This is a genomic window from Sinomonas terrae (genome assembly GCF_022539255.1).
Taxonomy (GTDB): domain Bacteria; phylum Actinomycetota; class Actinomycetes; order Actinomycetales; family Micrococcaceae; genus Sinomonas; species Sinomonas terrae.
The window spans coordinates 2,681,559-2,704,856 of the sequence record NZ_JAKZBV010000001.1 but is presented as its reverse complement, the minus strand read 5'-3'; the positions used below and the strand labels follow the sequence as shown (position 1 = coordinate 2,704,856).

The window sequence follows — 23,298 nt, the reverse complement described above, 5'->3', positions numbered from 1 at the left end:
TCCGACCGCCGGCCGTCCCCGCTCACCGGATCTTCCGGATGACGAGCGTGCCGGAGACGCGCCCGAGCAGAACGACCTCACCGGCTCCGAGGCGTGCGGAGTCGAGCAAGGCCCGTGCCATCCCTGACGGGTCCGCTTCAGCGTGTCTGACGATGACTGCGACCGCGACGTCTTCTGCCGGAAGGAAGCCGGTTTCCTCAATCGTCACGAACGCAGGCGGGTGAGTCTCAAGCATCTCCTCGACGGGGGTCGCGGGTTCCAGGGCCGCGTTGCGGCGGCGGGAGCTCGGGGTGATGAACTCGGTGAACACGGTGTCATCGGTCTCGTGGACTTCGACCCGGACAGGGGCCGTGCGGCCGCCGGTCGCCAGGTCGATGATCTGCCCAAGCGAGGACCGACGCCACGGCCCCGCGGCCGGCGGCGGATCCAACGGTACGCCATCCACGGACGCGATCAGCGTGCCGTCGGCATGGACATCGAGGACGACGTGGGGAACCAGGCTCGGGGCCGAATGGGGATGGATCTTCTTCATACAGGTGAGGTGCGCCGTCGGCTGTCGCAGGGCGTGGAGCTCATTGTCGCCCGCGCCTGGCGGTCCTCAGGCGGTGCGGGGCTCGGAGCTGGCGCGGGCCGCGGAAATGGCCTCGGCGAACCTGATTGTGCCGGTCAGGGTGTTCTGGAAGCGTTCCCATTGATCATCAGTCAGGGCCGCGGCGACCTCGGTGGGGTCGCAGCGCTCCCACCATCCCGTCAGCTCGTCCCAGGTCAGGACGAACGCCCGGACCGTCATAACCCCGGCCGCCGGTGTCGGTGCGGGGCGGGGGTGTCGGGGGCGCTTCTGCCCGGCGCGGACGCGCGCGAGTGCCTCGGCGGCGAGACGTTCCAGGTCGCCGGCGCGGGTCTGCGCCTGGGATGCACGCAGCCGGGCGGCATCCTGCTTGGCACGCTCCCGCATCCCCATGGGGACCATGGGGTCGACGGCGAGGCGGTCGAGCTCGGTCAGGGAGACCTCGGCACTGGTGCGTTGATGCGCTGCCCTGATCGACCCGCCTGCGTCGATCCCCGCCAGTTCTGCTGCCGCCCGGTCCCTGACCCCCGATGGCACGGTCGGGTCGGCCGCGACGCGTTGGAGCTCGCTGATGCGTTCCAGGCTCGTGTACGAGTTCCGGCCGGTGACCATGAGCGCGGCCTGTTCCCGCGTCTTTCCGCTTGCACTTGACGGTGGGGCCACGGTGGCCCCACCGTGTGACCTGGGCTTTTGTCCGTCAGCGGGGAACCGGGAGGCTTCCTGCCGCCGGGCGGCGTCCTCGGCGAGCAGGGCCTTGAGCTCCCGGTAGAGGGCGGCCTGCTCGGTCTGGGTGAGGGGCTTGTGGAGGGCGTTCTCGTCCTGTTCTGCCAGGAGCTGCCCGAGCTCGTCGCTGATCCCTGACCGCACCCATACGTTCGCCGTCCTCCAGCCCAGTTGGCGCATCGCGGCCAGGCGTCGCAGCCCGCAGACCAGGACCCCGTCCGGGGCGATCGTGATCGGCTGGAGCAGGCCCTCGCGTTCGATGGACGCGGCCAGCTCGCCGATGTCGCCCAGGTCGGCGCGGTGTCGGCGCCCGACCCGGATGGAGTCGAGCGCGCGCTCGAGCTCGATGTACCCCGGCCGGCTACCCATGGCCTCCGCCCGACGGGGCGCACAGGACCACCTCGGCCAGCAGGGCGTCGTCGGCCAGCAGGCCCCCCAAGGGTTCGCCGACGAGCAGCCGCAACAGGATTCCTCGTCCCGCGGCCGTGTGCGCCAGGTCCGCATCGGGATTGCCGAGCACGGTGCGCAGCATCGCCAGCCACGACCTGCCGGGAATGTCCAGCAGGGCGCGGGCGTGGAAGTCGCGGTGCAGGGCCTCGAACGCCGAGGCCCGCGACGGCGCCTCGGCGAGCCTGGTGCAGATGTACTCGATCCCCGTGCGCGCCGTCGCCGGGGGCCAGCCCAGCAGGGCGAAGAAGACGATCGCGTCCTCGACGGCGGAGCGGATCCTGGTGGATGCTTCGCCCGCGTTGGAGGGCGTGGCCTGATCGGCCTCGTCCCCGAAGCTGGTGCAGAAGGCAGGGTGGTAGTCGGTCAGCGGGCTCTCGCGGTCGCTGAATCGCTGCGCGTCATGGAATCCGCTGTACTGCGGGCGACGGGCGCGGGTTACCGAGCACAGCAGACCCTGGCCGCGTTCCTCGGCCAGACAGGTGATCCGCACCGCGTGGGTGATCACCGCCCACGGGTCCTGGGCCCGACGCACCGAGGGATTGCGCATCGCCTCGAACGCTGCGGTCGCGGCCTCCCACGGGTCCAGCCCGTGCTTGCGGGCAAGGGCGGCGTACTTCTCGGCGGCGTGCCGCATCAGTGCCGCGGCTTCGGGGTCCTCCCGCCAGGCCCCGCGGCCGGCGTCGTGAAGGCGGGTCAGCAGGGCTCGCAGCCCCTCGGAATCCTCGAAGCCATAGCGGTGCTTCCGTTCGCGTTCGGTCCTGGCCATAAGTGCGGCACCTCCTGGCCAGCAGGTGCACACACGTTCCCCAGCAATCGACGTGGCGGGCGCGATGCTGGGGCCCGACACGGTCACTTCACATCCGGGAGGCCGGCGGCGACCGGCTGGATCGGGAGACGTCAGGTGCGGCGGGCGAGCCCAGTTTGGAGAGTCGTTCACGTGGTCAGCTCCTTCGGTGTCCCGTATCCGTCAGCTGCGTTGGCCGCCTCGGCGTTGGAGAACCAGCGACCGACGGTGGAAGGGGCGACCCCGAGGTGTCGGGCGATCGCTTTGTTCGACCATCCCTCCGCGTGCAGGGCCGCCGCGGACTCCCGCCGGCCAACCGCCCCTGGCACGGATGCCATTCCGGCCAGGGCACCGTCTTCGACGCCTTTGGGGCCTTCAGCGGGAGTTAGGCCTCGGACGGTACGACGCGAGCGGACCAAGACGACCGTCAGATGCGTGCTCGCGAGCAGCACGAGCGGTGGGACGGCCGCGACACAGGCGGCCAGGAGACTGGGCACGTCCGCGTCGGCTGCCACGCTGGCGTGCAGCGCGTTCGCTGTCACGGACACCACGGTCCCGGCCATCAGCAGCAGCCACGGATACCAGGCCGCCGGGCGCCGATCTAGCGCGACGACCGCGACGGTGGCGACCACGATCAACCCGTCCACGATCAGCGGCCACGCCCACGCCTGGCCCGCCTCGACGCCTGACCGACGCGCCAGATCTGAGAGGGCGGTGAAGGAGAGCCAGAACGCGAACGCGGCGATCAGCACAGTCCCCGTGACCGCCGTTCGGACCGCCAGGTCGCTGCCGCCGAGACCGGTCGGGAACATCAGAGCCCTCGGCTCTCGGCCTGCACGGTACGACCCGCGGCGCCATCCCGCCTCGACGTGTCGTCCGAGCGCTGGGTTTTGTGGTGTGCTCGGTAGGCGGACCGGATCGTCACGGCCACCTCGCGGGATGGGAGCCCCGCCTGCTCGGCGCCGGGCGCCAACAGCTCCTGTGTCACCTCCGGGGCGGCGCCCGCCTCGGCCATCCGGCACGCCGCCCAGAACAGGCCCCGGTTCCGCTCACCCTCACCGCGCCCGGCGACCCATGCCGCTAGCCGCTCGCCATCGGTCGCGGTCACGATGCCCTTCGGGCGTACGACAGGGGCGGGCCTGGGGTCGAGCAGGTCCCGCAGCGCGGCGGCGTCGACCGGCGACACGTTCCCTCGTTGTCCGGGGATCAATGCATAGCACGCGCGCCGCCCGGTCTCCAGGTCCAGAATGGATGGGGGCAAGATGACGTAGCCGCCCCCGCCGCGGAAGTCCACTCGCGCCGACGCTGCCTGCCACGACGGCTGCGGCCGCGCCGGGTCCGCCGGGTAGTAGGCGTGCATCCCGCCCGATGGCGTGCGCACCAACGCCTGCCACCCGCCGACCAGCCCGGCACGGCGAGCCCGCTCGAATGAGCTGAATCCAGTCCTGCCGCCTGCCTTCCGGTCGACATCGACGACCTCTACCCCGGATGTTGCCCCGGTGGGAAGACCGATGTTCGCGCCGGGCCACCGACGCCACCACGACGCCACTCGCCACGTATCGGCTGTCGCGTCGTGGAAGCCACGCGCCGTCAGCGGACGCTTCCCGCCCGGCACGCAGGGGAACACCGGTACCCGTGAAGCGGCGAATCGCGCGGCCGCTTCTGCCAGCGGCAGGTTCGCGACCTCGAGGAAGAGCTCGGCGGGATCCATCAGAGGCTCCGCAGCTCGGGGGCCGCCGCCCTCGACACTCGATGACCGCTGGCCGGCGGCGACGAGGCGTGCCCGGAGTTGGGGGCTCGTTCAATGTCCTCGCGTTCATGGGTCAGGCCAGGTGGGCCGCCCGCCCCGACTTGGATCGTGGACAGAGCGTCCAGGATGGTTCCGGCGGTCCGCCGGACCCGCTCACCGGTAGCCTGGACTACCTCGACCGGGGACTTGCCCTCGATGCGTCCGGCCCAGCCGGATACGTACGGGATCGTGTAGGAGCTTGTGTCCATCCCATGTGCGGCGCCGATCATGAGCGCGACCGACTCCGCCTCCACCTCGCCGATCCCGCGATGACGAGTGGCGTCAGGGTTGCCGGGGCCGTGCAGCTTCACGTGCGCGAGCTCGTGCGCCAGGGTCTTCGCCTGGGCGGCCGGATCCATGTCCACTCGCACGGCGACCGTCCGCGCGGCGAAGTCGGTCACCCCGTTCGCCCCGCCGATCAAATCCCCATCCGGCACCCGCAGCACCGCGAACCCCTCCGCCTCCGCGAGAGCAGCGAGGCCCTCCCACAGCCCAGCAGGCGCTTCGCCTTCCAACAGCGCTGGGATGGGCCGCTCGGCAATCGGATCACCCGCTGTCTGGGAGACATCCCACACGTATGCCGGGCGGGCGCCGACCATGCACGAGCGCACCACCTCACCGGACTTCGGCTTCTCGAACTTCCCGAGCCTGCGCCACGACTGGGCATCCTGCGGGGTCGGCGACGCAAACCGGCCTGTCACGGGCGCGAAGATCATGTACCCCGGCTGCCCCCGTTCCACCTGGCGACCGAGCGACTGCCACTGCCTGTATCCAGCGACATACGACGGCAACGGATCCGGCACATGACCCGCCTCGAAGGCCGCCGTGTGCTGCGCCCAGATCAACAGCGTGTTGTTGAACGACCTGGCCCGGAAACGAGCCGCGAACTCAAGCGCCCGATTCCAGTCATCACCCGAAACAAGCGCTTCGACGGCGCTGGTGAGAAGGTCATGCAGCTCGTCGAGCTTGGCATCTCGCGCCGTACGGGAATCCTCACTTGCGGCCATCACAGCCTCCTCCGTTCGATGCCGCCCAAGCGCCGGGCGGCCAAGCAACCATGAGGTGCGTCACCGAATCACCGAGCCAGCGACGGGCAACAAGGAGCGGGCGAGCGAGTGTCCGGTGACCCGGCTCAAGCGGGCTCGCCCAGCTGTCGAGGTCTGTGCCCCCACCTGATTGGAGTACATGACCACTTAAAGCGCCCATTTCCGGCATTCCCACGTCATTCAGGCGCCAGTCCTTGGACAGAAGCCCCCCACACCACGGCAGAATGAGGCTTACCGATGTCCAAGGAGTGCCGTTGACCGAAACCAATGCCACCGCCCGGGAAGAAGACAGGCCCGCCGCTCAGGTGCGCGAACGGAACAAGCTGCTGAGCGCGCGCATGGCCGCCAAGGCACTCACAGCGGCGGCATTAGCGCGCAAGTCGGGCATCGACCAGCGCACCATCGAACGCTGGCTCGACGGCGAAACGAAGCCCCAGCGGGAGAACGCGAATGCCGTCGCCCGGGCGCTTGAATGCGAACTCCACGACCTCTGGCCTCAGCTTTTCTCCCCACCTCGCGCGAGCGGCGCGGGGACGATCCCCGCCGTCTTCTACCCCAGCCGCGCCCACGTACCGAGGGATACCTGGGCCGACCTCTTCGGCGGCGCATCCGAGCAGATCGATATCTGCGTGTACGGCGGGACGTTCTTATTCGACACCGTTCCGAGGTTCCTGGATCTCGCCCGCGGCGCAGCACGCAGGGGCGCGCTGATTCGCTTCATGGCGGGCGACCCGACCTCCGAGGCGGTCCACCGGCGCGGCATCGAGGAACAGATCGAACACAGCCTCGGCGACAGATGCAGAATGACTATCCGGCGCCTCAAACCGATAGCAGACGAAGCCAACGTCAGCATCAGAGTCCACGGCACGTCCTTGTACACGTCGATCTTCCGCGCGGACAGCACCATGGTCGTCAATCCCCACGTCTACGGTTCTCCGGCCAGCGACAACCCTGTCTTCATCCTCACCGAGGACACCGCCGCAGTCCCCTGGGAGACCTACACAACCGCATTCGAACGCATCTGGGCGACGGCCTATCCCGTTCACAGCAACGACGGAGGAATCTGAGGATGTCCCGAACAGACCATTTCAACAACCCGAACGCCCCCAAGCCCAACAGCGTCGTCCCGTCCACCACAGCCGTCGTCATAGACGACGGGGGCAGGATTGCCCTCGTGCATCGCAAGGACAACGGGCTCTGGGCGCTCCCGGGCGGCGGGATGGAGCTCGGGGAGTCCATCGAAGACTGCGCGGTCCGTGAAGTCAGGGAAGAAACCGGGCTCGATGTCCGCATTACCGGGCTCGTCGGGGTCTACACCAACCCCAATCACGTCATCGAATACACCGATGGCGAAGTCCGCCAACAGTTCTCGCTCTGCTTCACCACCGAACTCCTCGGTGGCACCCTCGCCTATGACACCGAGAGCACCGACATTGCCTGGGTCGAGCCCGAACGCATCCCCGAACTGGACATGCACCCCTCGATGAGCCTGAGGATCAGCCACTACCTCGAGCGCCGCCCCGCCCCCTACCTCGGCTGAGCATCTCCCGACCCCGAAAAAGGCCGCTAGCCGGCGTCCACTGCGGCAATCCGACGTTTCACCCTCTGCGCCGCAGCAAGCAGGACAGGAGACGACCGCACCACCGCCCTGTTCACCGGGTGCCTGTCCGGATACCGCGACAGAATCTCCGCGATCCGGTCCTCCACTTCTACGGGCTCGCCCTCCGGTCCGACAGTGAGGTCGGAGAACGTCAGCACATCCAGCAGCGCGGCATCAGGCCGCTCAAACGCAGCCAGTGCATCTGACAGTCCCCGCTCCGCGGCCTCGGTCTCCGCTCCCGTGTGGTACGCCACGAGCGACACCACCGCATCGGGAAAACCCTGGTCCCTGACAAACATGGCTCCATCGATGGGATGGAAGCCGGTCACCGCGAGATGCTCGGCATAGCCGACGTCATGAAGCCACGCTGCTGCCACCACCTCATCGCGCCCCGACAGCCCCAACTGCTCGGCGGTCGACCGGGCCGTGGCGGCAACCCCGACTACGTGCGCCCGCCTCGACGGAAGATCGGAAAGCGTCTCCAACGCCACAGCCCGCGCCCGCTCGACCAGAGAAGTCATAGACCTCAGACTAGCCAGTCAGTCGCCCAGGCCCCGGTCGGGTGTCGGCAACCGAGGGAACGGGATTCCGATTGGCAGGCCGTTCAGAAACCGAGGGAGTTTATAGCCAGTGGCAGCTCAGATCAACGACGCAACCGGCGGCTTTCAGCCGGGAACGAGGCCCTTGCGCGTTCGCCCAGATCAACCCGGGGTTGCGCTTTCGGGCCCTACCGATGAGGCCCGTCGTTCTCGGAGCGTACTCTTGAAGATTTGACGGAATGCCGTATGGATTTGACGTGTGGTGTCGCCAGCCGTGGCTTCGTCTGCCAGAATCCGCAATTGTCGATTGATCCACGTCTGAATGAACTCGGTCTCGTTCATGCCAGGTTGCGGCCTCCCTGTCGGCCCTGTCGGTGCACCTCGAGAAGTGGAAGCAATTCGGGGAGGTGACTCCGCATGGGTTCAAGGACGGCGTTAGGGGCGGCAGCGGCTGCGCTCCTCGCCGGGTCCGTGGCCTTGGTCACGGTCGTGACAGACGGCAGCGGCAGTGCGTCGCCCGTGGCGGCCCAAGCCGCGTGCGTCCCGGCCGCTTCGGGATCGTCGGCCGTGGATGCCGGGTCCGGGGAGATCGACGGCTACTCCGGTGTCCAGCTGGCGAACGCGAGGACCATCATCGATACCGGCAAGGCGATGGGGCTGTCTGTCCGCGGGCAGGCGATCGGCGTGATGACGGCGATGGGGGAGTCCGGCCTGCGGGTCCTGGACCACGGGGACGCCGCCGGCCCCGACAGCCTGGGCCTGTTCCAGCAGCGGGGAAACGGTGCGTGGGGTTCGCCGGAGGACCGTATGGACCCGGGCACGAGCGCCGCCGATTTCTTCAAGAAGCTTCAGGGCGTCCAGGGCTGGGCGGAGCTGGATCCGACGATCGCCGCCCACAGGGTCCAGCGCAACGCCGACCCGTACCACTACGCGAGCTACTGGCCCGCCGCGACCGCAGTGGTGAGCGCATTGGAGGGCGTGAACGCCTCCGACATCGCCGGGGGGACAGCCTGCCCGGCCGCCGGGGGTTCGGGGGACGACCTGCCCTGGGGCGCCGGTCCGGTCGATGCGACGTCTCCGGACGGCATGTTCACGCGCGAGTGCGTCGACTTCGCCCTCTGGCGGGTCAACCAGGAACTTGGCAGCACCACGTTCCCGTTCAAGGTCCTCAACTCCACGTTCCGCCCCGACGGGAAGCCCCTCGGATCGGCCCTGACGTGGAAGGACGGCTGGGACGCAAGGGGCTGGCCCACCGGCAAGGACCCAGAGCCCGGCGCCATCGTCTGGTACGCGCCGAACGTCGGCGGAGCCGGAGGCCTCGGCCACGTCGCTGTGGTGAAGGCGGTGAACACGGACGGGACGTTCCTCGAGGAGGGGTATAACGGCAACCCCGCCCCCAACGACCACGCCTACTACACGCGCACGGTCAGGAGCAGCACGCCGAGCGCCTTCCTGTACGTGCCCGCCCGGAAGGACTTCGGCCTTGCCTCCTAGCCCAGCCGCCAAGACGGCTGCCCCGGCCGCGACGTTGCTTGCGCTCGCCCTCACAGTAGGGTGCGCCGCATCCCCTGCGGCCTCGACCCCGCATCCGGGCGCGTCGTCGCCAGCCGGCCCCACCGCCTCGGCCTCGGTGTCGCTCAGTGCCGAGGACAGCCCGCAGGCGCCGGGAGGGGGGACGCCTCCTGCGACCTTGGGCGTGGCGTGGGACGCGAGGTCGAAGGCAGCAGCCCTCGACGTCGCAACGAGGGCCATGACCCTGTACGCCCGCCCGGGGGTGAACGCCCAGGCATGGATCGCGGACCTTCGCCCGCTCCTGACAGCCCAGGCGGTGCAGGACTATGCGGACGTCGATCCGTCCACGATCGAGATCGCCTCGTTCGGAACCGGGGAGCTGGTCGTTGACGAGGCCAACGGCTATGCGGCGTCGGCCCGGTTCGGATCGCCGCAGGGGGCCTACGAGGTGGTCCTGCACCGCGACGGCGCCGAGGCCCCATGGAAAGTCGTCCGGTTCAACGTCCCGGGCTCCGGATGAGACAGACAGCGCAAGAGGAAGAGGAATCCATGACGACGAACTGGCAGGGGACGGAGCGAGGCGCCGCTCACCGCTCGGCGATCGCGGACCTGGCCGCCGATATCGATGACCACCTCACGCCCGAGGCGGCCGTGGGGGCGGTCCCCGACCTGGTCGCACCGATGGCGGAACCGTCGCCACCTGAGCCCGAGGCACCGGTGCAGGCAGAGCCCCTCGTGCGCGGGCGGAGGAGCTCGGCGATCCTGCGGAAGGAGAACGTCGACGACCAGCTGCCCCCGACCTCCGGGTGGCAGGCGTTGATCCGCGCGGTGACCTTCGGCCTGGTGAGCCCGAAGGCCGGGACCGAGGAGCTCGGGCGCAGGGCTGACATCGCGGCGATCCAGCGGATCTACAGCCGCCCCATGATGGTGATGGTGGCCCAGCCTCTGGGCGGGGTCGGGAAGACGACCTGCAGCATCGGGCTCGGCTCGACGTTCGGCAGGCACTCGGCGTTGCAGACGCTCGTGTGGGACAACAACGAGACGATGGGCACGCTCGGTGTGCGCACGAGCTCGAACGACTCGACCCGGACGGTCTGGGACCTCTTGCGGGCGTTGGGGTCGTTCGAGCGGATCGAGGCCCGCAAGGGCGAACTGTCCTTCTACACCCGCCACCAGGGGAACAACTCGTTCAACGTCCTCGTCTCCGACGAGGACCCCGACCGGATGAAGCAGATCGGCGTCGAGGAGTTCAACCGGCTCCATGCGGTCCTGACCCGTTTCTACGACACGATCCTCGTCGACACGGGCAACAACACCCGCAGCGCGAACTGGCTGGCCGCGATCGACGTCGCGGACCAGCTCGTGATCCCCACGACCCTCAAGCGCAACGCCGTTGTCTCGGCGCTGCGGATGATCGAGCAGCTGGAGTCGATGTCCGAGCGCACCGGCAACCCTCGTTACAGGGAGCTCGTCGCCGATGCGGTGGTGCTCGTCACGCAGGGAGGCGGTGCCTCTTCGGCGGCCGCCGAGCGCGCCGAGCTGCGCAAGGCCCTCCAGGGCACCGTCCGCGCTGTGATCGACGTCCCCTACGACAAGGCCCTCGACACCGGCTCGATCATCGACTGGCAGCTCGTAGGGCACCCGGTCCGCCGCGCCTTCGAGCGCGCAGCCGCGGCGATCGCCGACGGCCTCCACTCCGTCGATGCCGCCTCCGCACCCACCCAGGCCGACCCGATCACACATGGAAGGCGCTAAACATGCTGACCGCTCTCACCTCCGAACTCGTCATCCGCTCCGCGGCGCCATTCGTCGAGAACCCGCTCGACTGGACCAGCCCGAACTTCAACGTCTTCGGCGTCAAGTTCAAGAACGCCGCGGGCCTGCTCCTGGGCGGCATCTGGGGCCTGGCGCTCATCGTCGTCGCCGGCGCGTTCCTGATGGCCCTGGCCCGGTGGGGCGTCGCCCGGCAGAGGGGCCACGTCGACGACATCGCCGAGGGCGCCCAGGGCGTGAAGAAGACCACGCTCGTCTTCGGCTGCACCGCGGCCGCCGGGCTGATCCTCGGGTTCATCCTGGCCCTCGCCGGCGCTATCGGGGCATAGCGGCATGCACCGCCACTGGAAGGCCATCCTGGCCGCCGCCATGGTCGTGGCAGCCGTCACGGCCGCCGCGCTCATCCTCGGCACCCGCCACGACCAGCCGGCCCCCGAGCCAGTGGCCACGGTCGCCGGCGGCGGCAAGCTCGGTTTCCCAGTCTCGCCAGTGAAGATCGGTGCGGGCGGAACCGGCGTCTCCGCCGACGGCAGGACCCCGGTCGGGTACGACGGGAGCTGCAACTCCGCGGCAGCAGCCGCGGCGAACTTCATGCCCGTCATCGCCGACGTGCACCCGAGCGCCTGGCCGGTACAGCAGAAGGCCCTCGCCCAGATCGACGTGAACGCCGACGAGCTCAAGGACCTGGCCACGCTTGCCGACCTCGAGGCCAAGAACCTCAACGCCAGCGGCATCCGGACCTTCGGTGGCGACTGGGTCACCAGGACCGACGTCGAGAGCGGCGGGCTCTACCGGATGGTCTCCTGCACCGAACGCAGAAGTGCCCTGGTGCAGGTCGTCTACGCCCGCATCGACGCCCAGACCGGCGCCGGCCCCAAGGCGAGCTTCGTGACCCAGTCACTGGACCTTTCGTGGCAGGGAGGGGACTGGAAGGTCGCCCGAAGCCAGCCTCCGCTCGGCGACAACGGCACGCTCGGAGGCCGTCTTCCAGACCGCGGCCCGAACCTCGCCGCGCTTCCCGCGCCGGAGGGCAAACCGCCGGTGCTGACCAAGGACCTGGCCAACCAGGCATTCAAAGACGTCTCCCGGGAAGGGTGGATCGATTATGCGAACGCTGTCCGCTAGAACGCGCGCCGTCGCCGCGGCCCTGATCGTCGTGTTCAGCTTCGGCGTCGTCTCGGCCCAGGCCGCCTATGCGGCCGACCCGTCGCAGCCCCAGTCCTCGAATCTGAACGCCGACGAGATGAAGCGCCTCGCGGGGCTCCCGCCCGCACAGCGCAGCCAGATCCGGGACTCGATCGTGCAGAAGCTTTCGCAGGACGCCTGCGGAATCAACGCCCTGCACCTGGCACTGCCAAGCTCGTGCGAGCAGGACACGGCCAAGGCGTTCGGGATGTTCCTGACCACTCCCGAGCAGGCCCTCGCCTACAGCCCGGCCCAGGACGGCGCGAGCCTCTGCTCGGCTTACATGGCCATCGGCAACCCTGCCGCTTCGATGGCCTGCAGGCTCGACAATGCCGTCGCATCCATGGCTCCCATAGCCGGATCGGTCCTAAAGGGCGTCATCGCGGCCTCGCCCGGCGGCCAGTTCATCCTCGGGACCATGGACGTCATCGGGTTCATCTCCAACCCCAAAGACGGCTTCGAGCAGTTCGCCAACACCGTCAAGGCCGACGGCGTGAAGGCCACCAGCGAAGTCGTGCAGAACCTGACCAAGACCACGGCGTTCAGCATCGACGACGGATTCCGGGACACCTGGGCGGCGTTCTCAGCCATCGGCCTGGTGATCCTGGCCCTGATGTACTTCAAGCTCTGGAAGGACGCCGCCAAGGACGAGGACATCGACCTGGACGAAGTGCGGCGCTCCCTCCTCTGGTACGGGCCGCTGTCCGTCGTGCTCGTGCTGTTCGGCCCGGCCATCGGACACGTGGTCAACGACTGGTTCGCCGGCTTCACCGAGGCCTTCACCGACTGGACCGCGACCAGGATCGCCGCCTTCATGGAGGTGGTCTCCCGCTTCGCCTCCTACCAGTCCAACGGGGCCTTCGGCCCGCTCGCGGCTGTCATCCTGTTCGGGCTGCTCTTCCTCGGCGCCTGGGGGCTCCTGGGAACGCTCTTCCTCCAGCCGTTCGCGCTCTACATGATCGGCCTCGGCATAGCCCTGGCCATCGGGTTCCTCGCCCACCCGGCCTACCGGGCCCGGGTGGCCAAGATGAGCACGCTCTGGCTTGCGATCTGCCTGTCCAAGCCGCTGCTGATCCTCCTCGTCGGGGCAGTGTTTGTCTTCGTGGCCGGCCAGCCGGCATTCAAGGAAGGCGTCGACGACGCCCTGGTGAACGCCTCGAGCGTGTTCATCGCCGCCGCCGCGATGCTGGGACTGGCCTTCGCCCCGATGGGCCTGTTCAAATGGGTGCCGCTGCTCCCGTCCGCCTCGACCAGCATCGGCGCCGGCCGCAGCTCCGTCGTCGGGGCGGCCGCCGTGGCGGGTGCCGGGGCCGGTCTGAGCTCGCTGATCCGCCAGCAGCGCAGCATATTCAATCGAGGCCAGGACGCCGGCCGGGTCCCCGTTCAGCAGGGACACGGCACTGGGCCCGCCGGCCCGCCAGCGGGCGAGCCGCGCGGGCGTCGGTCTGCCCTCCAGACCGCCGGGCGGGTCGGGGCCGTGACCGCCAAGACAGCCGGCAAGGTCGCCTCCGGCGGCGCCGCGGCGTTCCTGCTCGCCGGGAGGGAGGCGGCCCGGACCGCCGCCCGCCGCGGGCGGACCGCGGCCGAGTCGATGGCACCGAACACCGACCACATCAGCGGACGCTAGAGGGGGAGGGACTGGCCATGAGGATGGTCGTGCTCGGCGGCGAAGTCGCCGGCCGGGGCCTGTGGGGAGGACGGCGCTCGGGCCCGGAGTGGGCCGGGTTCGCCGCCGCGATATCGGTGGCCCTGATCGTGATGTTCAGCGGACTCCAATGGATCCTGGCGTTCTTCGGGGCCGCGGCCGTGTTGCTGGCCGGTGCAGTGGCCACGACCCCGACCAAGTTCACCGGCTACCGCAGCGCCGGGGCCCTGCTCCTGGAACGCTGGCACCAACGGCACCGCCGCCGGAAGGGGACAGCGAGCTTCGTCCCCGTCAACGCCCGCCCCGCCACCAGGTCTGTCAGGGCACGCAAGTCGAAGGCGACCGAGGCCGACGCAGACGGCATGGTCGAGGTCCCGATCCGCTACCGGGACACAGCGCCCCTGATGGTGGGATCGGTCAGGTTCTTCTCGGTGGAGACCCCCCTGGGCCCGATGGCCGTGTTCAGGCATCATGCCAGGAAGCCGTACTACACGGCCACTGTCGAGACGATCGGCACGAGCTCGGGGCTGCGCGAGGAGCACCGCGAAGACGCCGCCTACCTCGCCCACGGGCGGCTCCTGGCGCGGCTCGCACGCCGCCAGCAGCTGATCACGCACGTCCAGTCGCTCTCCCGCAGCGTCCCGGTCGACTCGGCGGACCATCTGCTGTGGATCCGCCGCCAGATCTCCGCCGGCGCGCCGCGGATCCTGCTCGAGTCCTACGGCGAGCTGTGCGAGGTGGTCCGCTCCCGGGCGGAACAGCACCGCACCTACGAGACGTTCCGGGTCCCGGCCGGGGACGCCCTGTACCGCAGGGCCAGGATGTACGGGGCAGGGGACGAAGGGATCGGACTCGCGGTCTTCCACGAGGTCCGCTCCGCCATGGCCCAGGCCGAGCTCCTGGGATCCATCACAGGCTACAGGCCGCTCGGGCCCATCGAGATGGCCGCGCTGATGCGCCACCTCCAAGACCCGGACTACGACATCGACGACCACGAGGAAGCCGACCTCGCGCACTGCTGGCAGCACCTGGACGGCTCGTCCTCGCCGAACTCCGTCGTCGTCAACGGCAAGTGGCACACCCGCACCGGCTACGTGCCGGCGACAGCGTTCAGCCCGCAGGCGCTCCCCGTGGAAGCCCTGCGTCCCCTGCTGCGCGGGATCCAGCCGCCCGTGGTCCACACGGTCTCGGTCGTGACCGAACTGGAAGACGCCCGCAGCGCACGCGGAAAGGCCAGGCGGCACGTCGCCGACGACAAGGCGAAAAAGAAGACAGCGGACGAAGCCGGGAAAGTCACCGACGGCGAGGAGGACGTCCTCCTGGAGGCCTCGCAGCAGCGCCTCGTCGACCTCAAGCCCGGCTCGGGACACCGGGGCCGCCTTCGCCCTCTACATCACCTACTCCGTCCAGGACGCCGAGGAGATCCTCCCGACCGCGGACATCATCGAAGCAGCCGCCGCCGACGCCGCGATCGAGCGCATCGAGTGGCTCGACCGCCGGCAGGACCTCGCCCCGATCACGACCATGCCGTTCACCAGGGGGATCCGATGAGCACCGACACGAGGACAGCGGACAGGCGGGAGGCATCCCTGGATGTCGACGCGGAGCCTTCGGCGCGGCGCCGCTGGTCCCTGTTCCCCGCCCCCAAGAGGGTCAAGCGATCCGCGGCCCGCACCGAGGAGGCGCAGCGGCACGGGGAGGCAGTGCGATCGGTCGCCGACCGGAAGGCCCGCCACGGCGCCCCGGCGCCGCTAGGCACCGAGACGGTTCTGCAGACGAAGTGGTTCCACGCCCGGGCCTGGAAGTTCGCCTCCGAGCTCGGGTTCTACGACCCGGCCGCGCCGGGGATCCTGACCTCCACCCGCCAGATGGAGTTCTCCCACATGGCCGTCGCCGCCCCGCCGACCTCGCACAAGGGACTCATCTTCGGCATCGACGCCGAATCCGGGTGGTTCCTCGTCCACGACGTGTTCGAGGGCTACGGGGAGACCGTGGAGTCCCCGAACGTCGTCTACATCGGCGACCTCGGCCAGGGCAAGAGCTCCGCCATGAAGACCTGGGGCGTCCTGCGGCAGCTGATCCTGGGCCGGCGCATCGTCGTGATCGACAAGAAGTACCAGATCGACCAGAGGGCAGGGGAGTACTCGGCACTGGCGAAGGCTGTGGGCGTCGCGCCGATCCGCTTCCGGATCGGCGGCGCAGGCGCGAGGATCAACATCCTCGACCCGCGCATCGCCACCCGCCTCGACGAAGACTCCGACCCTGCCGGGGACGCCGAGGCCGCCGTGTCCGACACCCCCGCCGGCCAGTCGATGCTGCTGCGGGCCGTGACAGAGGAGGCCATGGGCAGGAAGCTGACCCCGCGCGAGGGCAAGGCCCTGCGCATGGCCCACCGGCAGGCCCTCCAAGCCGGCCAAGGGCAGGAACGCGTGGCCGACATCGGCGACGTGCTCGCCGCCCTGTACCGTCCCGACACGGAGGCGGCCGAGGCTGCCGGGCTCAGTGGCGACGAACTGAAGGAATGGGGCAGAGATCCGGCCTTCGAGCTCGAGCGGATGATCGAAGACGACCTCGCCGGCCTCATCGACGGTCCCACCAGCGAGGAGATCCAGCTCAACGCCGGCCTGACCGTCTTCGACGTCTCCCTCCTGCCCGAAGAAGGGCCGGCGCTGCCGATCGTCATGACAATCATCAGCACCTGGCTGGCGAACACGCTCCACCGGCAGGTGAACGCGGTCCCGACGGCTCTGCTTATCGAAGAGGCCTGGCACACCGTGCAGGGCTCCGTCGCCACCGTGACCCGCCGCAACACCAAGCTCTCCCGCGCCCTGTCCCTCTCCTGCCAGTTCGCCTTCCACCACATCTCCGACATCCCCGCCGACAGCCCGGCGGTCGCGATGATCAGGGAATGCGGCACCGCCCTGATCTACAAGCAGTCCAAGAGCGACGACGCCCAAGCCTGCGAACGGCTGTTCAGCCTCCCGCCCGGGACCGCAGCCGAGATCACCTCGCTCCCGAAGGCCCACTGCCTGTTCAAGATCGGCTCGGCCGACCCCGTGGTCGCAATACACCTCCGCAGCCGGCTCGAGGCCCAGCTGACCGACACCGACCACGCAATGAAGTCCCGCGCCACCACACAGCTGACGGAACAGCCGAGATGAGCAACCACTCTCCTCGAAGATGATGATCAGGTGGCCTTGATGTGCCACGCGCCTCCTGGGTTGGGCGGCGTTGCTCTGAGAATCAGGGCGCGGACGTAGCCGGGCCGTCAACGACGCCGGCCCCCATCCACACAGCCATGAAAGGGGTCGCTCCCCGTGGAACCGGGAGATGTGGAAGGCGTCGCCCGTCGCAATCCTTTAGCCTTGATCCACCGATCGGGTGTTGGGTCCGGCGGTCCTGTGCGGGCGGTGGATGATGGATGTTTCGGGCAGGGGTGGGGGCGCGGCCTCGCTGCCGGCGGTGTTCCACTTCTGGTGCTGTTCGGGGCCTCGCGGGGCCAGGCTGCGTCTTCCTAGGGCATGGACGGCGGGGCGTGGGCGGCGGTGAAGAGCTGTTCCCATGCGTTCTGCCAGGGCCAGTTCGCCGGCAGCCGCAGCCGGATCTTCCGGGCGCTGGCGGCGATCCGGGCCGGGAGGTTCACGAGCTTGCGGCGGATGGTCCCGGTCCTGGCTTTCGCGAAGGGGCCGGCGGCCAGGGTCCCGGCCGCGCGGGCGAGGTTGAAGGCCATCACCGCCGCGACGAGCCAGGCCGAGTTCGCCGCGAACTTCCCCGAGGGCAGGTGCGCCAGGGCGCTGTCCTTCAGGTCGGCGTGGACCTGCTCGATGACCGCATGGGCACGGTGCGTGGCATCGGCCGCGACAGTGCCCAGGTCCTGGGCGGGGACGGTGGTGAAGAAGGCGTGGTGCCGGTGCGTGTCGAACAGGGTCCCCTGCCCGTCGGGGGCCTTGGGGTTCAGGTCCGGGATGCGGCGCACGACGAGCCGCCCGGTGACCTGTTCGGCCTTCTTCCGCGAAGCGAAGGCGGTGAAGGGGACCTCGGCGACCTCCGCCCGGGAGATCCAGGTCCCGGCGGCCTGGTCGAAGACCGCATCGGTGTACTCGATCGCCGTCCAGGCCTCCGATGGGATGGCGGCGATGGCACGCTTAACTGCCGGGTCCAGGCGCACCGTGACCGAGACCTCGGCCCCTGCCGCGAGGGCGGCGGCGACGGTGGGGTGCCCGTAGAACGCCGAGTCGGCCCGGACCAGCGCCCTCCCCGGCGTCCCGGCGCGGCGCAGGGCGGAGAGGGCGTCGGCGACCAGCCGGGACGCCCCGCGCGGGGACGCCGCAGCGCCCTTGCGCAGCCGCTGGGCCAGGATCACCGGCGCGCTCTGGGCCGTGGTGGCGGTGGCCAGCAGGGCGTTGAGCCCGCGGACCCCGGAGTACCCGAAGCCAGCGCCCTGCTTGGCGTGGCCGTGGACCTCGATGATCGTGTCGTCGACGTCCACGAACACGAACTCCCCGACGGCCGGGGCGTCCAGCAGCGGGGCCCGCGCGGCGAGGTTCGCCAGGAAGCGGGCGGCGACCGCGTCGAGCTGGCGGACGTGGCCGAAGGCGAACGCGCGCAGGAAGGAGCCCAGGGTCGAGGGCGCGTAGCAGGCCTTGAAGAGCCTGCCCATCCCGCCGTGGCGCAGCAGGGCCATGTCATCGATCGAGTCCGCCCCGGCGACCATCCCGGCCACCAGCGAGGCGATCTTCAGGCCCGCGTTCGCGCCCTTGTCCGTCGGCACGCTCAGATGCGCGTCGGTCAGGGCCCGGAGCCCTGCGGCCTCGGCCAGGCGCATCACCGGCAGCAGGCCTGCCGCGGAGACGAGGTTCGGCTCGTCGAAGGACACCGCCACCGCGGCCTGACTGTGGGAAACTTGCACCTACGAGATGCCCTCTCATCCTCAGGGAACTGGTTCTGTCGCAAGTCCAATTCTCCCCGGGATGGCGGGCATCTTGCCCTTAATTACGCCACGCCGCCACGAACCCCATCGGTGGATCAAGGTTTAGAGCTGGTCAGGTGTCCAAGCAGCCATGGGATTGCTCCTTTAGGTAAGGGCAGAGGACTTGTCGGGCGTGCTCGTGGCCTCGGCTGAACGTAGGCATTCAACCATGTGGCGAAGTCTCGAGCCGTGCCAGGTACGGGCAGGGACTCTTGGGGCGGAACCCCTCCGAACTAAAATCGGTCGCATGGACAATCGAGCCGAGATCCGCGAGTTCCTGCGAACCCGACGCGCGAAACTGCGCCCCGGGGACACGGGTCTGCCGGACTTCGGCGGCATCCGGCGCGTGCCCGGCCTGCGCCGCGAGGAAGTGGCCCTGCTGGCAGGCTTGAGCGTCGAGTACTACACGCGCCTTGAACGCGGTGGTATGGCTGGAGTGTCCGAGAACGTGCTGGAGGCGCTCGCGCGGGCCCTGCAGCTGGACGATGCCGAGCGGCAGCACCTGCTCGACCTCGCCCGTGCGGCGGGCCCTGCTCCTCGAGCGCCGCGCCGAAAACGCGGGCAGGTGTCGGCGAGCCTGCAGCGGCTTCTGGACGGTATGACCGAGGTCCCGGCCTTCATCCGCAACGGTCGCCTGGACGTGCTCGGGATCAATGCATTGGGGCAGATGCTCTACTCGGAGGCTTTCGTGAGTTCCGAGCGGCCGGTGAATCTGGCCCGCTTCTGCTTTCTGGAAGAGGGAGCGCACCGGCTCTACCCGGATTGGCAGGTAGCGGCGGAGACGGCGGTCGCGCTACTGCACATCGAGGCCGGCCGGGACCCCTCGGACGAGGGCCTGACCGAGCTCGTCGGCGAACTCAGCACCAAATCGGAGGAGTTCCGGAAGCTCTGGGCCAAACACGACGTGCGTCTGCACCTGAGCGGCTATAAGGACTTCCGTCATCCGCAGGTTGGTGACCTGCACCTGGCCCTGGACTCGCTCTTGCTTCCGGCCGAGCATGGGCTCACGCTGACGGCTTACAGCGCGGATCCGAACACCCCGTCAGAAACCCGGATGCTCGAGCTGATTGAGCTGACGTACGCCGGTGCCCGACGACAAGCGGGGCGGCAGTCCGTAGTTTCGCGCTGAAGTTCTGCCCCGACCGCCGCGGTGTGGACAGCTTCCTCCTTACCGGTCAGGCCTCCAGGATCTCGGCTCCCCGTGCTTCGCGAGGTAATTTTCAGCGATGGGACCTCTGGTGGAGCTGCTCGATTGCGGCATGGAGGTCGACCTTGTGCCAGATCCCTTGGCCGAGCGCGAGCGGTGTTCGCTGCGTACGGTGCGCCGAGGAACACGAAGTAGCCACAGACGGAGCGGGAGTGATAGGCGAGGATCACGGTCAGCCATGGACGTGCCGGCTGCTCCTCGGATCCGACGATGAGAATGTCGAGTTTCACGGCCCGCATGATCCACCGGCGGGAGCCGCCGGACCGGTTGGGGTCCTCGCCCATCGGCATGAAGAACTTTGTGGCGAGCACAACGTCATCCCGACGGCCCTGCAACGCTTCTCCAACGATTTCCTCCGACTCGCCGGCGCCGTACACGTCGGCGGTGTCGATGAAGTTGATGTCGGCTTCGAGCGCGCGGTGGATGATCTTGACGGAGGCGTCGCGGTCGTTGTTGCCCCACGCGCCCAACATCATTGCGCCGAGCGCCAGCGGGCTCACGGACACGCCAGTCCGTCCCAGCAGTCGTCGTTCCATCAGGCTCCTCTTTTCTGCCCATGTTGGGGCGATTCCTTTGCCGTGTAGCTCCGGCTGAAGCTCTTGCCGCTCTCGACGAGTCGCTGCGCGTCGCGCAGGCGGGCGTCATAGTCTCCGAGCCGGTGGGGTGCGGTGGTCGTGTCGGCGCCGCGGAGGGCGCGCCCGAGGGCTTCGGCGTCGAGAAGCGATGAGTCGAAGCCTTGCCCGGTCATCGGTGTCGGCACGTGCGCGGCGTTGCCGACGAGCACCAGCCGCCCGGCGATGAGCCGCAGCGGGACGTATTCGGCGATGGGAGTCCCGAGGACGTTGCGGTCGGCGATGCTCTGCAGGACTGCGTCCCGCCATGGACGGGACCACTGCGACGCTTCCTGCTCCAGCATCGCCAGTATGGACTCGGGGACGTCCTCCGGTCGTACGGAGTGCTGGACGACGCCGTTCGCGACGGCACCGGCTTCATGCAGCATGGGGTTGCTGTGCTTGTCGTACCAGGCCCAGCCGATGCGCCCACGGCCCGGCGCGGTCGAGCCGTCGGCTCCGGGTGCGGGAATTCCGAACAGGATGCTTTCGCCCGAGTGCAACATCTCCCAGCGTGACGGACGCGGCCCTGGATACGACAGTTTCAATTCCTCGACCATGCCGAGCCAGATGACGTAGCCAGCGAAGTCGGCGTTGGGACGTTCGGGCGCAACGTGAGAGCGCACGAAGCTGCGGTGACCATCCGCACCGATCAGAAGATCGGCGCGGAAGCGTTCACCCGAGTCAGACGCGGCCGATACCCCGGATTCGTCCTGGCCGACGTCGACGACACGTACCCGGTGACGCAGGTGCACCAGTGGGTGGGTGTCTGCCGCCTCGCGGAGATTCATTCGCAGCATGGACCACAGCGTGAGAACTGATCCCCTGCCCAAGCTGGTCACGCCGGTGACCCGCGCCGAGGTGTGCCGCATCGACCGCGAGGCCTCCGCCGTACTTCGGGTCGGGTTCGGATCGCTCAAGGACGGTGACCGCGATGCCGGTTCGGGCCAGCGCGAGGGCCGTTACGAGTCCCGCGAGCGATCCACCGACGATGATGGCGTGAAGCTGGGGTTCTGGCCTGCGGGACCGGCTGCGATTCACGCCTCGGGGATCTCCAGGCCCCATTGCGACGGGTCCCGCTCGTCGGGGTCCGGACCGAGACGACGGCCGGTGTCGAGGCCGTCGAGCGCCGCGATCTCGTCGGCGCTCAGCTCGAAGTCGAACACGTCGAAGTTCTCGGCGATGCGGGACGGGTTGGTCGACTTCGGGATGGCGGAGCGACCCTCCTGGATGTGCCAGCGTATGAGAATCTGCGCGGGCGTCTTGCCGTGCGATTCAGCGATTGCCGCGACGGTTTCGTCCTCGAGGACGCTCTTGCGGTCCTTGCCGAAGCCCGGGTAGAAGGTGATGCCGCCGATCGGTGACCACGCTTGCGTCACGATGCCGCGCTGCGAGTCGGCCTCTCGGACGGCGGGCTGTGTGAAGTACGGGTGCAGTTCGATCTGGTTGACTGCGGGGACGACAGTGGCGGTCTCCATGAGCGCGTCGAGGTGGTGCGGCATGAAGTTGCTGACGCCGATCGCACGGACCCTGCCGTCGGCGAGCATCGTCTCGAGTGCGCCGTATGCCTCGCGGGTTTTGTCGAAGTGCTGCGGCATCGGCTGGTGCAGGATCAGCAGGTCAATCTGGTCCACGCCGAGCTTCGCTGCGCTTTTCTCGAACGCGTGCAGCGTCTCACCGTAGCCGTAGTCGGATACCCAGACCTTCGTCTCGATGAAGATCTCCGAGCGGTCGATGCCGGAACGGCGGATGCCCTCGCCAACGCCCTGCTCGTTGAAGTACGAGGACGCCGAATCGATGTGCCGGTAGCCGGCCTCGAGGGCGGTCTTCACCGCGGTGGCGGTCTCCTCCGGCGGGGTCTGGAAGACGCCGAAGCCCACCACGGGCATTGCGACGCCGTTATGGAGCATGAGTGTTTTGTTCATGTTGGTTGGTCCTTTCGTTCGCTGGAGCTCGAGCGGTCAGGTCAGGTTCATGTTGTTGATGAAGTCGACGCCCGCCGGGTCGCGGTGGTCGAAGGACGGACCGCTCTTGCCGTCGAGAGCACCGATCTGGCTCATCTCGTCGTCGGTGAGCTCGAAATCGAAGACGTCGAAGTTCTCCCGCATGCGCGGCGGCTTCGTCGACTTGACGACGGCGACGACCCCCCTCTGCGTCAGCCAGCGCAGAACCACCTGCGCGGTGGACTTCTGGTAGCGGGTTCCGATCTCCGTCAGCACCGGGTCTTGCAGGAGCCCGTGCTGCCCCTGCGCCAGCGGCGACCACGCTTCGATCTGCACGCCTTTGTCGCGCATGACCTGCTCGTCGTCGATTCGCTGGAAGTAGGGGTGCGTCTCGATCTGATTGACCGCCGGGACCACTGTGTTGTGGGTGATGAGATCGGCGAGGCGGTCGGGGTAGAAGTTGCTGACGCCGATCGCGCGAACGCGCTTCTGCTCGTAGAGCTGTTCCATCGCGCGCCATGAGCCGTAGTAGTCGCCGTACGGCTGGTGGATCAGCCACAGGTCGAGGTAGTCAAGCCCCAGCTTCCTCATCGACGTCTCGAACGCCTGCAGCGCAGCCTCCTCACCGGCGTCCTGGATCCAAAGCTTGGTGGTGACGAACAGCTCGTTGCGCCGGACCCCGCTCTTCGCCATCGCCCGGCCAACGGCCTCCTCGTTCTGGTAGGCGGCCGCGGTGTCGATAGACCGATACCCGAGCTCGAGCGCGTCGAGGACCGCTTGTTCCGTTTCCTCGGCGGGGATCTGGAAGACGCCGAAGCCGAGGACGGGCATCTCGACGCCGTTGTTGAGCGTCACGGTAGGGGTTGGTTCGGACATGTTGTTCTCCTTCGTGACGTTTCGCGGCGCGCTGATGAGCGCCGCCCGGGCGCTGGACAGCCCCGCGGACTTCGGCGA

22 protein-coding genes and 1 pseudogene are annotated in these 23,298 nt (G+C 68.8%); 10 read left to right on the top strand and 13 right to left on the bottom strand.

Going from position 1 to position 23,298, the window contains the following annotated elements; genetic code table 11:
* Positions 1–22 precede the first annotated feature (22 nt).
* From L0M17_RS12485 to L0M17_RS12460, 6 genes are all read right to left on the bottom strand, one after another.
* On the bottom strand, positions 23–532 hold the full coding sequence (locus tag L0M17_RS12485; RefSeq protein WP_241054306.1) for a hypothetical protein: 510 nt from the start codon (positions 530–532) through the stop codon (positions 23–25).
* Between the two features lie 66 nt (positions 533–598).
* The gene (locus tag L0M17_RS12480) at positions 599–1,660 is read right to left on the bottom strand and encodes a ParB N-terminal domain-containing protein (RefSeq protein WP_241054304.1); all 1,062 of its coding nucleotides are present in this window, start codon (positions 1,658–1,660) and stop codon (positions 599–601) included.
* Entirely contained in the window at positions 1,653–2,507 is an 855-nt protein-coding gene (locus L0M17_RS12475; RefSeq protein WP_241054302.1) for a hypothetical protein, read from the bottom strand. The genes L0M17_RS12480 and L0M17_RS12475 overlap by 8 nt, the downstream gene beginning before the upstream one ends.
* A gap of 167 nt (positions 2,508–2,674) precedes the next feature.
* Positions 2,675–3,337, bottom strand: a complete 663-nt coding sequence (locus tag L0M17_RS12470; RefSeq protein WP_241054301.1) for a DUF2637 domain-containing protein — start codon at positions 3,335–3,337, stop codon at positions 2,675–2,677.
* Complete coding sequence (locus L0M17_RS12465; protein ID WP_241054300.1) at positions 3,337–4,236, bottom strand: bifunctional DNA primase/polymerase; 900 nt, start codon at positions 4,234–4,236, stop codon at positions 3,337–3,339. The genes L0M17_RS12470 and L0M17_RS12465 overlap by 1 nt, the downstream gene beginning before the upstream one ends.
* Complete coding sequence (locus tag L0M17_RS12460) at positions 4,236–5,321, bottom strand: ArdC-like ssDNA-binding domain-containing protein (protein WP_241054299.1); 1,086 nt, start codon at positions 5,319–5,321, stop codon at positions 4,236–4,238. The genes L0M17_RS12465 and L0M17_RS12460 overlap by 1 nt, the downstream gene beginning before the upstream one ends.
* 293 nt (positions 5,322–5,614) lie before the next feature.
* Between L0M17_RS12460 and L0M17_RS12455 the strand changes: the two genes are divergently transcribed.
* Positions 5,615–6,427, top strand: a complete 813-nt coding sequence (locus L0M17_RS12455; RefSeq protein WP_241054298.1) for a helix-turn-helix domain-containing protein — start codon at positions 5,615–5,617, stop codon at positions 6,425–6,427.
* A 2-nt stretch (positions 6,428–6,429) separates the two neighbouring features.
* Positions 6,430–6,900, top strand: coding sequence for an NUDIX hydrolase (locus L0M17_RS12450; protein ID WP_241054297.1), 471 nt, complete (start codon positions 6,430–6,432; stop codon positions 6,898–6,900).
* A 26-nt stretch (positions 6,901–6,926) separates the two neighbouring features.
* On the opposite strand, the gene L0M17_RS12445 is transcribed toward L0M17_RS12450, so the two are convergent.
* The gene (locus L0M17_RS12445) at positions 6,927–7,481 is read right to left on the bottom strand and encodes an HD domain-containing protein (protein WP_241054296.1); all 555 of its coding nucleotides are present in this window, start codon (positions 7,479–7,481) and stop codon (positions 6,927–6,929) included.
* A gap of 435 nt (positions 7,482–7,916) precedes the next feature.
* Between L0M17_RS12445 and L0M17_RS12440 the strand changes: the two genes are divergently transcribed.
* Genes L0M17_RS12440 through L0M17_RS12410 form a run of 7 tightly spaced genes read left to right on the top strand, consistent with a single transcriptional unit; the run spans position 7,917 to position 16,775 of the window.
* Positions 7,917–8,993: a CHAP domain-containing protein gene (locus L0M17_RS12440; RefSeq protein ID WP_241054295.1), complete on the top strand. Its 1,077-nt coding sequence runs from the start codon at positions 7,917–7,919 to the stop codon at positions 8,991–8,993.
* On the top strand, positions 8,983–9,531 hold the full coding sequence (locus L0M17_RS12435) for a hypothetical protein (RefSeq protein ID WP_241054294.1): 549 nt from the start codon (positions 8,983–8,985) through the stop codon (positions 9,529–9,531). The genes L0M17_RS12440 and L0M17_RS12435 overlap by 11 nt, the downstream gene beginning before the upstream one ends.
* 29 nt (positions 9,532–9,560) lie before the next feature.
* The gene (locus L0M17_RS12430; RefSeq protein WP_241054293.1) at positions 9,561–10,766 is read left to right on the top strand and encodes a MinD/ParA family ATP-binding protein; all 1,206 of its coding nucleotides are present in this window, start codon (positions 9,561–9,563) and stop codon (positions 10,764–10,766) included.
* 2 nt (positions 10,767–10,768) lie between these two features.
* Positions 10,769–11,113 (top strand): hypothetical protein, encoded by a 345-nt coding sequence (locus tag L0M17_RS12425; RefSeq protein WP_241054291.1) that lies wholly within the window; start codon positions 10,769–10,771, stop codon positions 11,111–11,113.
* Positions 11,114–11,117: 4 nt separating this feature from the next.
* Positions 11,118–11,909 carry a hypothetical protein gene (locus L0M17_RS12420; protein WP_241054289.1) on the top strand — a complete coding sequence of 264 codons (792 nt, stop codon included), beginning with the start codon at positions 11,118–11,120 and terminating at the stop codon, positions 11,907–11,909.
* Complete coding sequence (locus L0M17_RS12415) at positions 11,890–13,596, top strand: hypothetical protein (RefSeq protein WP_241054287.1); 1,707 nt, start codon at positions 11,890–11,892, stop codon at positions 13,594–13,596. Before L0M17_RS12420 ends, L0M17_RS12415 begins: the two co-directional genes overlap by 20 nt.
* A 17-nt stretch (positions 13,597–13,613) precedes the next feature.
* Positions 13,614–16,775: a putative type IV secretion/conjugal transfer ATPase gene (locus L0M17_RS12410; protein ID WP_241054286.1), complete on the top strand. Its 3,162-nt coding sequence runs from the start codon at positions 13,614–13,616 to the stop codon at positions 16,773–16,775.
* Between the two features lie 353 nt (positions 16,776–17,128).
* On the opposite strand, the gene L0M17_RS12405 is transcribed toward L0M17_RS12410, so the two are convergent.
* Positions 17,129–18,523: an IS1380 family transposase gene (locus L0M17_RS12405; RefSeq protein ID WP_229230975.1), complete on the bottom strand. Its 1,395-nt coding sequence runs from the start codon at positions 18,521–18,523 to the stop codon at positions 17,129–17,131.
* A 307-nt stretch (positions 18,524–18,830) separates the two neighbouring features.
* Between L0M17_RS12405 and L0M17_RS12400 the strand changes: the two genes are divergently transcribed.
* Complete coding sequence (locus L0M17_RS12400) at positions 18,831–19,712, top strand: helix-turn-helix transcriptional regulator (RefSeq protein WP_241054285.1); 882 nt, start codon at positions 18,831–18,833, stop codon at positions 19,710–19,712.
* A 302-nt stretch (positions 19,713–20,014) separates the two neighbouring features.
* Here L0M17_RS12400 and L0M17_RS12395 read toward each other — a convergent pair.
* The 5 genes and pseudogenes from L0M17_RS12395 to L0M17_RS12380 form a co-directional block, all read right to left on the bottom strand.
* Positions 20,015–20,326, bottom strand: a pseudogene (locus tag L0M17_RS12395) (aldo/keto reductase); the annotation flags it as partial.
* The gene (locus tag L0M17_RS12390; protein ID WP_241054284.1) at positions 20,326–21,201 is read right to left on the bottom strand and encodes an FAD-dependent monooxygenase; all 876 of its coding nucleotides are present in this window, start codon (positions 21,199–21,201) and stop codon (positions 20,326–20,328) included. The pseudogene L0M17_RS12395 and the gene L0M17_RS12390, both read right to left, overlap by 1 nt.
* The gene (locus tag L0M17_RS22925) at positions 21,086–21,466 is read right to left on the bottom strand and encodes an FAD-dependent oxidoreductase (protein WP_372498016.1); all 381 of its coding nucleotides are present in this window, start codon (positions 21,464–21,466) and stop codon (positions 21,086–21,088) included. The genes L0M17_RS12390 and L0M17_RS22925 overlap by 116 nt, the downstream gene beginning before the upstream one ends.
* Positions 21,439–22,326, bottom strand: coding sequence for an aldo/keto reductase (locus tag L0M17_RS12385; protein ID WP_241054283.1), 888 nt, complete (start codon positions 22,324–22,326; stop codon positions 21,439–21,441). The genes L0M17_RS22925 and L0M17_RS12385 overlap by 28 nt, the downstream gene beginning before the upstream one ends.
* 36 nt (positions 22,327–22,362) lie before the next feature.
* Positions 22,363–23,220, bottom strand: a complete 858-nt coding sequence (locus tag L0M17_RS12380; RefSeq protein WP_241054282.1) for an aldo/keto reductase — start codon at positions 23,218–23,220, stop codon at positions 22,363–22,365.
* Positions 23,221–23,298: the final 78 nt, after the last annotated feature.

Bases quoted from the DNA above. Each gene is read 5' to 3' on its own strand.
- L0M17_RS12415 (WP_241054287.1), top strand. From the start codon at position 11,890: ATGCGAACGCTGTCCGCTAGAACGCGCGCCGTCGCCGCGGCCCTGATC.
- L0M17_RS12440 (WP_241054295.1), top strand. From the start codon at position 7,917: ATGGGTTCAAGGACGGCGTTAGGGGCGGCAGCGGCTGCGCTCCTCGCC.
- L0M17_RS12445 (WP_241054296.1), bottom strand. From the start codon at position 7,481: ATGACTTCTCTGGTCGAGCGGGCGCGGGCTGTGGCGTTGGAGACGCTT.
- L0M17_RS12475 (WP_241054302.1), bottom strand. From the start codon at position 2,507: ATGGCCAGGACCGAACGCGAACGGAAGCACCGCTATGGCTTCGAGGAT.
- L0M17_RS12470 (WP_241054301.1), bottom strand. From the start codon at position 3,337: ATGTTCCCGACCGGTCTCGGCGGCAGCGACCTGGCGGTCCGAACGGCG.
- L0M17_RS12485 (WP_241054306.1), bottom strand. From the start codon at position 532: ATGAAGAAGATCCATCCCCATTCGGCCCCGAGCCTGGTTCCCCACGTC.
- L0M17_RS12480 (WP_241054304.1), bottom strand. From the start codon at position 1,660: ATGGGTAGCCGGCCGGGGTACATCGAGCTCGAGCGCGCGCTCGACTCC.
- L0M17_RS12420 (WP_241054289.1), top strand. From the start codon at position 11,118: ATGCACCGCCACTGGAAGGCCATCCTGGCCGCCGCCATGGTCGTGGCA.
- L0M17_RS12390 (WP_241054284.1), bottom strand. From the start codon at position 21,201: ATGCTGCGAATGAATCTCCGCGAGGCGGCAGACACCCACCCACTGGTG.
- L0M17_RS22925 (WP_372498016.1), bottom strand. From the start codon at position 21,466: ATGGGGCCTGGAGATCCCCGAGGCGTGAATCGCAGCCGGTCCCGCAGG.
- L0M17_RS12400 (WP_241054285.1), top strand. From the start codon at position 18,831: ATGGACAATCGAGCCGAGATCCGCGAGTTCCTGCGAACCCGACGCGCG.
- L0M17_RS12430 (WP_241054293.1), top strand. From the start codon at position 9,561: ATGACGACGAACTGGCAGGGGACGGAGCGAGGCGCCGCTCACCGCTCG.
- L0M17_RS12410 (WP_241054286.1), top strand. From the start codon at position 13,614: ATGAGGATGGTCGTGCTCGGCGGCGAAGTCGCCGGCCGGGGCCTGTGG.
- L0M17_RS12465 (WP_241054300.1), bottom strand. From the start codon at position 4,236: ATGGATCCCGCCGAGCTCTTCCTCGAGGTCGCGAACCTGCCGCTGGCA.
- L0M17_RS12460 (WP_241054299.1), bottom strand. From the start codon at position 5,321: ATGGCCGCAAGTGAGGATTCCCGTACGGCGCGAGATGCCAAGCTCGAC.
- L0M17_RS12380 (WP_241054282.1), bottom strand. From the start codon at position 23,220: ATGTCCGAACCAACCCCTACCGTGACGCTCAACAACGGCGTCGAGATG.
- L0M17_RS12425 (WP_241054291.1), top strand. From the start codon at position 10,769: ATGCTGACCGCTCTCACCTCCGAACTCGTCATCCGCTCCGCGGCGCCA.
- L0M17_RS12385 (WP_241054283.1), bottom strand. From the start codon at position 22,326: ATGAACAAAACACTCATGCTCCATAACGGCGTCGCAATGCCCGTGGTG.
- L0M17_RS12450 (WP_241054297.1), top strand. From the start codon at position 6,430: ATGTCCCGAACAGACCATTTCAACAACCCGAACGCCCCCAAGCCCAAC.